1 protein-coding gene is annotated in these 283 nt (G+C 58.3%); it reads right to left on the bottom strand.

Annotated features, from left to right (window positions below; all coding sequences use genetic code 11):
• Window positions 1-283 (bottom strand): immunoglobulin-like domain-containing protein (locus tag FGE05_RS29735; protein WP_139650450.1); only part of this gene is annotated, 283 nt, incomplete at both ends.

Below are 283 nucleotides of genomic sequence, written 5' to 3'. Positions count from 1 at the left end.
GACGGTGACTGGTGTTTGAGCGGCGTTGGTCAGGGTGGCGGTGTAAACAATCGAACCACCTTCGGTGATGGTTTCGCTGGCGCTCAAGGTCAAGCCAGTGGTGTCCACCGAATCGGTAATGGTGGTAACAGCTGGCGTGGTGCTTGGCACCAGGTTTTCGAAGTTACCGCCGGTCGCACCGGTGATGGTGGTGCTGACGGTGCTGCCGTTGTTGTAGACGTCGTTGGCAGGCGTATTGACTGCAACAGTGCCGGTGGTTTCGCCAGCGGCGATGTTAATCACG

The organism is Pseudomonas sp. ICMP22404, assembly GCF_006227205.1.
GTDB lineage: Bacteria > Pseudomonadota > Gammaproteobacteria > Pseudomonadales > Pseudomonadaceae > Aquipseudomonas.
Note: the sequence above shows the minus strand (reverse complement) of the source record. Positions and strands in the feature narration are given on the sequence as shown.